This is a genomic window from Actinoplanes sp. NPDC051388 (assembly GCF_055586225.1).
The window spans coordinates 180,524-189,263 of record NZ_JBVJIP010000017.1 but is presented as its reverse complement, the minus strand read 5'-3'; the positions used below and the strand labels follow the sequence as shown (position 1 = coordinate 189,263).

Here is an 8,740-nt window from a genome sequence, read left to right as displayed (position 1 = left end):
CTCCCTTCCCCCCCTTCCCCCCCTCCCCCCCCCCCCCCCCCCCCCCCCCCCCCCCCCCCCCCCCCCCCCCCCCCCCCCCCCCCCCCCCCCCCCCCCCCCCCCCCCCCCGCCAACGCCATCCAACAAGCCGCCTGACCTGTGCTGTTAGCCACGACCGTCAATCGGAGCCGGTCCCAGCGTCGCGCGAGCTGACTGTGTTGGGGGTGCCATGACCTGCGCCAACAGCCGAACGCGGCCATCGGCGACAGCGTCCGATGTTGGCTTGACCTGCCTGAATGGCGGCTCACGCGCCGGCGTCACCGCGGCGGACCCACCATTCGGGAGTTCTGAAATGTCTACTTCTTCCTGGCCATCGACGCCCCTGGACGCGGCGGAAAGGGCGTTCGTCTTGCTGGCTGAGGCGCCGACGCATGTGCCGTTCGACGCCCGCGGCTTCGACGGGCTGCCCGACAGGATCGTGCCCCTGGACGAGCTGCGCAGGCTGGTGCTCGCGGCGGGCACCAGCGCCCAAGTCCGCGACGAGGTCTGGCGGGAGCTTGTCGTGCGGGCCCGCCGTGATGGGCCGGCGTGGCGGGTCGCCGCGGTGGGGATGGCTATGCCCGGGCTGCGCCGGCAGGCTGGTCTGCTGGCCGCCGGTTGGCACGGCGACACCCATGACTTGGACTCGGAACTGCTGGTCGGGTTCATGGAGTGCCTCGCGCGGGTCGACCTGGACGAGCCGCGGATCTGCGGCCGGCTGATAGAGGCGGGCATGCGCGCCGCGCGCAAGATCCGCGAGGCCGAGTCCGACACCACCCTGATCCACAGCGGTGAGGCCGGTGCGGTGTTGCCGATCCGGCCGTGGGATCACCCGGATCTGGTGCTGGCTCGTGCGGTCGCGGTCGCGGTCCTCGACCGGGACGAGGCCACGCTGATCGCCTCCACCCGCCTGGATCACCAGACCCTCGCGGTGGTGGCCGCGCAGATCGGGATCTCCCCGCAGCTCGCGTCGGCGTGGCGGGCGCGGGCGGAGAAGCGGCTCGTGGAGGCGATCGGGGCGGGCGAGTTGTCATTCGTGCCGTTGCGCTCGCGCCGTAACCGGCCCAACACCAGCCGGCAGGCGCACGGTGTTGGGCCGGCGTTGGGTACCGGCACGGCAGCCTAGGCCGCGTTGGGCACCCAACGCGGGGCCTTGGTGGGCAAGACATCGGACCGCAAGAGGCGGCCGGTGTCGGCGCCCCGGGATCGCGGGTGGCGCCGGCCTGACTGGGCCGTGTTCGCACCCGATCCCTGACGGCTGGAAGGAGCCACGCTCCTGCGGCCTCACCCCTGATCCCGGTGGCGCACCTCAAATCTCAATTCGCCCCGGGCTGCGGGGCGGGAGGTGCCCGCCATGTTGCGACGCGACGTTTCCCGACTGCTCTTCCTCCTGACGGTCACCGCTGCGGCGGTGGCCGTTTCCGTTCCGGCCTATGCGGCCGACACCCCGATGATCGAGGCGGCCAACAGCCTGCCGGTGATCGTCAGCAACATCACGAAGTGGATCATCGGGCTGCTGCTCGGGGTCGCGACCCTCTTCTTGACGATCGGCGGCCTGCGCTACCTCGCGGCAGGCGGGGACCCGGCTGAGGTCGAGAAGGCCAAGTCCGCGCTCAAATCGGCGCTGTTCGGCTATGCCCTGGCGGTTCTGGCGCCGGTCCTGCTCGCCGTCGTGAAGGGCTGGATCGGTGGCTGAGCATGAGTAGCTGGGTCTTCACCGAGTTGATTAACGCGATCCTTACATGGTGCGCCGAGATGGTGATCGGCGGGCTGAACATCTTGTGGAACTTGTTGTCCGTGACGGCGTTCACTTCCCCGGACGTGACGGTCCTGCCTCAGGTCAAGGCCGTGTCCAGTACTTCGCTGGCGGTTGTCAACACCGTCTACGTTCTGGCCATCCTTTGGATGGCCATCCTGGTGATGGGACGCGACACCATCCAAAGCCTGTACGGGCCGGGCGAGTTGATCCCCCGGCTGATTATCGGGCTGATCGGCGCGAACCTGGCGATGCCGCTGTGCTCGCAGCTCATCGGCCTGGCCAACGCGTTGACGACCGCGCTGACGTCGCAGGACATCACCTCGCCGGGGTCGATGCAGCAGATGCGTTCCATCGTCACCGGGTCACTGACCAACCAGAACGGCAACGATCCGGCCGGTTTCCTGCTGATCCTGATCGGACTGATCATCGCGGTCATGGTGGCGATGCTGCTGGTGCAGTGGATCGTGCGGATCGGTGTGCTCATCGTGGCCGTCGGCGTGGCGCCGATCGCGTTGGCACTGCACGGCACCCCTCACACTGAGCCGGCCGCGAAACTGTGGTGGCGCACCATGCTCGGCACGCTGGCAACGGTGCTTCTGCAGGCGGTAGCCCTGCACACCACCCTGGCCACGTTGCTCAGCCCGCAAGCGAACCTTCCCGCGTTGGGGCTGCCCGGTGACGCCGGGGTCGTCATGAACATGCTGATCGTGCTGTGCCTGCTGTGGGCCATCCTCAAGATCCCGTCGATGATGCGCCGCTATGTCACGAAGTCGTCGCCCGGCCAGGCAGGCACCATCGTGCGGGTGCTGCTCATGCAGCAACTCACCCGTGGCCTGAGCCGTGCAACCGGTCGGGGCGGTCCAGCACGAAGCGCAGCCGCCTCCGGTCGACGGCCAGGCGGCGGCCCGGCCTCCGGCCACGCCGACCGGCCCTGGCCGACCGCACCCTCGCGCGGCCGCGGCTCACGCCCGTTGCCACGGCCCACGGCTACTACCCGGCCTGCCGCCGATCGCCCGCGCCGGCGCTCTTCCGATCAAACGTCGTGGCCGTCCCGGACGCCGTCACGGCCACCGGCAGGCGCTGGCCCCGGCGTGGTCGGCACGGCCTATCCAACCGGACGTCCGGTCAGGCCTTACACGCCGCAGGAAATCGCCGCCGGTGTCGATGCCTACACCCAATCGCAGCACCGTCGCGGCAGCACCGCTGCCCGCCGCGGCGCCTCCCCACCGAGCCGCGGCACCGCCGCGCCCAGCGGAAGGAACCGCTCATGACTACCAAGACCACCACCTCGCCGACACCCGCACACGTACGCGACGACCGTACGGTCGTCGCGGTGGCCTGGCCCACGGGCCGGCCGATCTACGCCTACACCCTCGACGAACTCGCCGACGGCGTCGACCTTTACACCCGCCACCTCAAGGCCCCTGGCCGCCCGGAGCGCGGTGAGCGCGATGCGTAACGACCCCGACGCCAGCCCACGGGCCCGCATCCACGCCGACGTCGATCAGCCTGACAAGATCGTCTACGGGCTGACGGCCCGGCAGCTCGCGATCCTCGCAATCGCCGCCGCCGTCGCGTACGCCGTGTTCCGCGGCCTGGGAAACGTGCTGCCGCCACCGGTCCTGATCGCAGCGCTGGTGCCGGTCGCCGGCGTCGCGGTCACCCTCGCGTTGGGCCGCCGCGACGGGCGCAGCCTCGACGCGTGGCTGCTCTCCGCGATTCGGCAGTCCCGCAGCCCGAAGCAGCACGCCGCCGTGGCGGCGAATCCGGTGCCCGGGTGGGCGCCCGGTCCGGGCATGGCGGTGCCGCAGCTGCGGCTACCCGCCCGGGCGATCGCCGAATCCGGGGTCATCGACGCCGACGACAAAGCGGTCGCCCTGGTCGCCGCTACGACCGTCAACATCGGGTTGCGCTCCGGCGACGAACAGCTCGCGCTGGTCGACGCCTACGGCCGCTGGCTGAACTCCCTGACCGGACCGGTCCAGTTGGTGATCTCCGCGCAGCGGGTGGACCTGTCCAGCCACGCCCAACGGGTCGCCGACACCGCGGCGGGCATCGCCAACCCGCAGCTTGCGGACGCCGCGTACGACTACGCGGAATTCCTCGATCAGCTGGCCGAGCACCGCGACCCGCTGTGGCGCACCGTCACCATCGCCGTCACCGCGCAGGCGGATCGGGGCCGCGACACCGAGGTCCTGCGTCGCGCGGATCACGCCGCGTCCGCCCTCGCCGCGCTCGGCGCGCAAACGCTCGTGCTCGACGGCTCGACCGCGACCGCCGTGCTCACCTGCGCCACCGATCCGTACACGCCGGTCGATGTCACCTGGCCCCGGGCCCGTCCCGGCGCGCCGGTGACCGGACAAGGAGCCGACACGTGAAACTCCTGAACCGCAAACGACAAGTCGATACCAGCAGCGACGAGAGCCCGGCCGAATCGGCCGGGCTCTCGTCCGTTCTGGGCCCGGCCGGGGTCGTCAACCTGCCCCGGCATGTGCAGGTCGGCGACGGCTACGCGTCGACCCTGATCGTCACCGGCTACCCGGCCGAGGTCGGCGCGGCCTGGCTCGACCCGCTGCTCGCGTGGCCGGGCCGCCTCGACGTGGTCGTCTATGTCGACCCGCTCACCCCGCACGCCGCGGCCGGCAGGCTGCGCCGGCAGCGGGCACGGCTGGAATCCAACCGCCGCACGGACACCGAGAAGGGCCGGCTGCTCGACCCGGCGGCCGAGGCCGCCGCGGATGACGCAGCGGAATTGGCCGATCGGATTGCTCGCGGCCAGTCCAAGTTGTTCCGGGTCGGGCTGTACCTGTGCGTGCACGCGCCGAGCCTGCAGGAGTTGCAGGAGTCGGTCGCGCATGTCCGCGCGGTCGCGGCGTCGGTGCTGCTGGATGTGCAGCCTGCCACGTGGCGGCAGCTGCAAGGCTGGCTCACGACACTGCCGCTGGCCACCGACACGATCGGCCAGCGACGGGTCATGGACACCGAGGCGATCGCCACGATGTTCCCCCTCGCCAGCCCGGACCTTCCGGCCCCGTTGCCGGGCGAACCGGCGCCCGAGGGCGGGATGTTGTACGGGCTCAACCCGGACTCGGACGGCATCGTCTGGTGGGACCGGTGGAACCAGCACAACGCCAACTCCGTCGTCCTCGCCAGAAGCGGCAGCGGGAAGAGCTACTTCATCAAGCTCGAGGTCCTGCGCTCGCTCGCGGACGGGGTGCATGTGTCGGTCATCGACCCCGACAACGAGTACCACCGCCTCGCCGACGCGGTCGGCGGCACCACCATCCACCTCGGCGCCGGCGGCGTGCGGCTCAACCCCCTCGATATCCCGGCCGGCGACCGCCGCGACGACGCCCTCACCAGGAGGGCGTTGTTTCTGCACACGCTGGTCGCGGTGCTGCTGGGTGAGCAGCCACCGCCGGTCGAGCGGGCCGCCCTGGACAAGGCGATCATCGCGGCGTACGCGGCGGCCGGGATCTCGAACGATCCGGACACCTGGCAGCGGGAGGCGCCGCTGCTGCGCGACGTGTCCGCCGCCCTTGCCGAGGACGGCTCCGACCCGGCGCTGACCCTGGCCGCCCGGCTCACCCCCTGGGTGTCGGGCAGCTTCCGCGACTTGTTCGACGGGCCGACCACGCATGTCCCGCAGGGGCAGCTGGTGGTGTGGTCGACCCGGCAACTGGCCGACGAGCTGCGGGCGCCGGGCATGCTGATCGCCCTCGACGCGATCTGGCGTGACGTCGACACCCCACCCGCCGGTGGCATGCCGCCGCGCCGCCTCGTCATCGTCGACGAAGCCTGGGTGCTGCTCAAAGACGGCGAAGGTGCCAAATTCCTGCACCGGCTGTCCAAGTCCGCCCGCAAACGGCGGGCCGGAGTCTCAGTCATCACCCAGGACGTCGGTGACCTGCTCGGCTCCGATCTCGGGCAGGCCGTCATCGCCAACGCCGCCACCCAAGTCCTGCTACGTCAAGCCGCGCAGTCCGTCGACGTCATCGCCGACTCCTTCGGGCTCACGGCGGGCGAAGCCCGGCTGCTGCTGTCGGCCCGCCGGGGCGAGGGCCTGCTGATCTCCGGCACCCACCGGGTCAGCTTCCAGGCCGTCGCGTCCCGAAAAGAGCACCGGCTCTGTATCGGCGACCTCGAAGTCGACAACGAATAGGCCATCGCCTTCAGGCCGCCGTGGCGCGGCCAAACCTCGCGTCTTTCCTCCACAAGGGCTGGCCCCTGAGCTCCTCGAGAGCTCAGGGGCCGGCCCTTTGTGCGTTCTGCGAAAGGGCCACCATCATGAACTGGCTCACCGTTCAACTCTCCCCGCACCCTTCTCCTTCTCCCAGCTCGGATCCGATACCGGACTTCACCGAGCCGGCACCGACAATGTGGGTGCAACATGCCGCCAGCAGCGTCGCCGCGTGGTGCGCGCACCGGCCGTGGCTGCTCGCGGTCCTCGCCGCCGCGCTGGTCGCCGGGTACACGGCCCGGCCGATCATCGTCTCCCGCCACCTGCGGCAGATGCGCGCACATGCCCGGCTGATCCTGATCAGCCCGCCACCCGAGGTCGACCCCGACGGCGCCCGCGTCGTGTGGTCCACACTGGCCGAGATCCTGCGGCCGAGCTGGCGGCGCCGGCTCCGCGCCGGCCGCCCGCACGTGGCCCTCGAATACCGGTGGTCCGGCCGGCAACTGCGCATCGCGCTGTGGCTGCCCGGCACCATCGCCTACGGTCCGGTACTCGCCGCGATCCGCGGCGCCTGGCCCGGCGCCGCCTACGAGATCACCGACCCCACCGACCCGGTCCCGATCGCGGCGATCGCCGCAGGCGGCGCCCTGGCACCGGTGTTACCGCCGTGGTTTCCGCTGCTTAGCGACCACGACGCCGACCCGCTGCGCACCCTGATCCAAGCCGCAGCCGACCTCAACCGCCACGAAGCCGCCTGCGTGCAAATCCTGGCCCGCCCGGCCAGCAACCGGCAGATCAGCCGGCTGCGCCGCGGCGTCCAGAGCCTGCGCACCGGCAAGCCGCCCAACAGCTTGCTCGACCCGGCGACCTGGCTACGCGCCATCCTTGACCTCACCGTCGACTTGCTCGGCCCGACCCGCCACTCCACGTACACCACCGGACGGTCGGCGGTCCGGCTGCCCGGCGCGGACCCGCAGGCCGACCGGGACGCCCGCGCGGCAGTCGACAAACTCGCCGGCACCCCGCTGTGGGAAGTCGCCGTCCGGTACGCCGTCGCGCACACCGGCCCCGGCGGCACCCCGAAGACGCTGGCCCCACGACTGACCAGCGTCGCGCACGGCCTCGCCTCCAGCTTCGGCGTCTACGCCGGCCGTAACCGGCTGCGCCGCGTCCGGGCCGCCCACCCGGCGCGGGTGCTGGCGTCGCGGGTGCTGCGCCGCGGGTTCCTGCTCAACAACGGTGAGTTGTCCACCTTGGCCGGCCTGCCGACCGACATCGCCGTCCCGGGCTTGGATCGGGCCCGGGCCAAGGCGATGCCGGCCCCGGTCGCCGTCGTCAGCGGCGGGCGCGGCACGAAAGTCCTTGGCACAGCGCAGGTCGGCGGGCACAAGGTCGCGCTGACGGCGGCCGACGGCCGCCAGCACGCGCACGTCATCGGCAGCACCGGCAGCGGCAAATCCACCCTGCTCGCGAACATGATCCTCGATGATGTCCACGCCCGGCGCGGCGTGATCGTCATCGACCCCAAAGGCGACCTGATCAACGACGTGCTCGACCGGCTGCCCGCCGACGCCGCCGACAAACGCCTCTACCTGATCGACCCGGACCAGCCCGCCGGAGCAACCCTCAACCCGTTGCAGGGCGACGACCACGACCTGGTCGTCGACCACATCGTGTCGATCTTCGGGAAGATCTTCGCGAAGCACTGGGGCCCGCGCATCGATGACACCCTGCGCATGACCTGTCTCACGTTGCTGCGCAAGGCGAACGCGACGCTGACGCTGATCCCGTCGCTGTTGCAGGACAAGCAGTTCAGGTCCGCGTTCACCGCCGACCTCGACGACCCCGAAGGCTTGTTGGGGTTCTGGCAGTGGTTCGAGTCCACGCCGCCGCCGTTGCGGTCGCAGGTCATCGGGCCCGTTCTCGCTCGGTTGCGGTCGTTCCTGACGCGGCCGTTTGTCGGGCAGACCATCGGCGCGCCTCGCTCGACGGTCGACATGCGCCGCGTGCTCGACGGCGGGATCCTGCTCGCGCGGCTGCCGAAAGGGCAGATCGGCGAGGAGGCCTCCCGGCTGATGGGGTCGTTCATCCTCGCCTCCGCCTGGCAGACCGCGACCGGCCGGACCCGGATCGCTGAGGATTCCCGCCGGGACGCGGTGGCGTACATCGACGAGGCGCACAACTTCCTGAACTTGCCCGGCTCGGTCGGGGACATGCTGGCCGAGGCGCGCGGCTATCGGTTCGGGCTGGTGCTGGCGCATCAGAACCTGACGCAGATGCCCCGGGAGACGCAGCTCGCGTTGAGCGCCAATGCGCGCAACAAGGTGTTCTTCACCTGCGCGCCGGAAGACGCCACGCAGCTGGCCAAGCACACGATGCCGGAGCTGTCCGACCACGACCTGTCTCACCTGGACGCCTACCAGGCCGGGTGCCGGCTCGTGGTCGACGGCCGGGAAACCCCGGCGTTCACCCTGCACACCCTGCCACCCAAGCCCGTGGTCGGTGAGTCGACCGCGGTCCGGCAGGCGGCCATCGCCAACGTCACCCCCGCCAGCGGGGACAACGGCCAGGCCGCCATCGCCCGCCTCGCCCGGGTCCAACCGCCCGGCCGTCAACGCCGAGCCGACCCGGCCGACGACCCCAACCCAACCCCGAGCAACACCAGCGGGGGGGGGGGGAAGGGGGGGGGGGGGGGGGGGGGGGTGTGGGCTCGGCGCCTAGAGGGTGGTGGGTGACCACCCCACAAAACCAAACAACACCAAAGGGCGCGGTGATGGGGGTTG

The 8,740-nt window shown here is 71.2% G+C and carries 7 protein-coding genes; all 7 read left to right on the top strand.

Annotation, left to right across the window (positions count from 1 at the left end; translation table 11 throughout):
• Window positions 1-331: 331 nt before the first annotated feature.
• Window positions 332-1,144, top strand: coding sequence for a hypothetical protein (locus tag ACZ6TI_RS35815; protein WP_465349655.1), 813 nt, complete (start codon window positions 332-334; stop codon window positions 1,142-1,144).
• Between the two features lie 228 nt (window positions 1,145-1,372).
• Window positions 1,373-1,714 carry a pilin gene (locus ACZ6TI_RS35810; RefSeq protein WP_465349654.1) on the top strand — a complete coding sequence of 114 codons (342 nt, stop codon included), beginning with the start codon at window positions 1,373-1,375 and terminating at the stop codon, window positions 1,712-1,714.
• 2 nt (window positions 1,715-1,716) lie between these two features.
• Entirely contained in the window at window positions 1,717-3,048 is a 1,332-nt protein-coding gene (locus ACZ6TI_RS35805) for a hypothetical protein (RefSeq protein ID WP_465349653.1), read from the top strand.
• Complete coding sequence (locus ACZ6TI_RS35800; protein ID WP_465349652.1) at window positions 3,045-3,236, top strand: hypothetical protein; 192 nt, start codon at window positions 3,045-3,047, stop codon at window positions 3,234-3,236. The genes ACZ6TI_RS35805 and ACZ6TI_RS35800 overlap by 4 nt, the downstream gene beginning before the upstream one ends.
• A complete protein-coding gene (locus ACZ6TI_RS35795; protein ID WP_465349651.1) occupies window positions 3,229-4,155 on the top strand; it encodes a PrgI family protein in 927 nt (308 codons plus the stop codon). Before ACZ6TI_RS35800 ends, ACZ6TI_RS35795 begins: the two co-directional genes overlap by 8 nt.
• Window positions 4,152-5,939, top strand: coding sequence for a VirB4 family type IV secretion system protein (locus ACZ6TI_RS35790; RefSeq protein ID WP_465349650.1), 1,788 nt, complete (start codon window positions 4,152-4,154; stop codon window positions 5,937-5,939). The genes ACZ6TI_RS35795 and ACZ6TI_RS35790 overlap by 4 nt, the downstream gene beginning before the upstream one ends.
• 215 nt (window positions 5,940-6,154) lie before the next feature.
• Window positions 6,155-8,692: a type IV secretory system conjugative DNA transfer family protein gene (locus ACZ6TI_RS35785; protein WP_465349649.1), complete on the top strand. Its 2,538-nt coding sequence runs from the start codon at window positions 6,155-6,157 to the stop codon at window positions 8,690-8,692.
• Window positions 8,693-8,740: the final 48 nt, after the last annotated feature.

What these genes read in the sequence shown, in the direction of transcription:
- ACZ6TI_RS35805 (WP_465349653.1), top strand. Translation starts at nt 1,717, where the DNA reads ATGAGTAGCTGGGTCTTCACCGAGTTGATTAACGCGATCCTTACATGG.
- ACZ6TI_RS35810 (WP_465349654.1), top strand. Translation starts at nt 1,373, where the DNA reads ATGTTGCGACGCGACGTTTCCCGACTGCTCTTCCTCCTGACGGTCACC.
- ACZ6TI_RS35800 (WP_465349652.1), top strand. Translation starts at nt 3,045, where the DNA reads ATGACTACCAAGACCACCACCTCGCCGACACCCGCACACGTACGCGAC.
- ACZ6TI_RS35795 (WP_465349651.1), top strand. Translation starts at nt 3,229, where the DNA reads ATGCGTAACGACCCCGACGCCAGCCCACGGGCCCGCATCCACGCCGAC.
- ACZ6TI_RS35815 (WP_465349655.1), top strand. Translation starts at nt 332, where the DNA reads ATGTCTACTTCTTCCTGGCCATCGACGCCCCTGGACGCGGCGGAAAGG.
- ACZ6TI_RS35785 (WP_465349649.1), top strand. Translation starts at nt 6,155, where the DNA reads ATGTGGGTGCAACATGCCGCCAGCAGCGTCGCCGCGTGGTGCGCGCAC.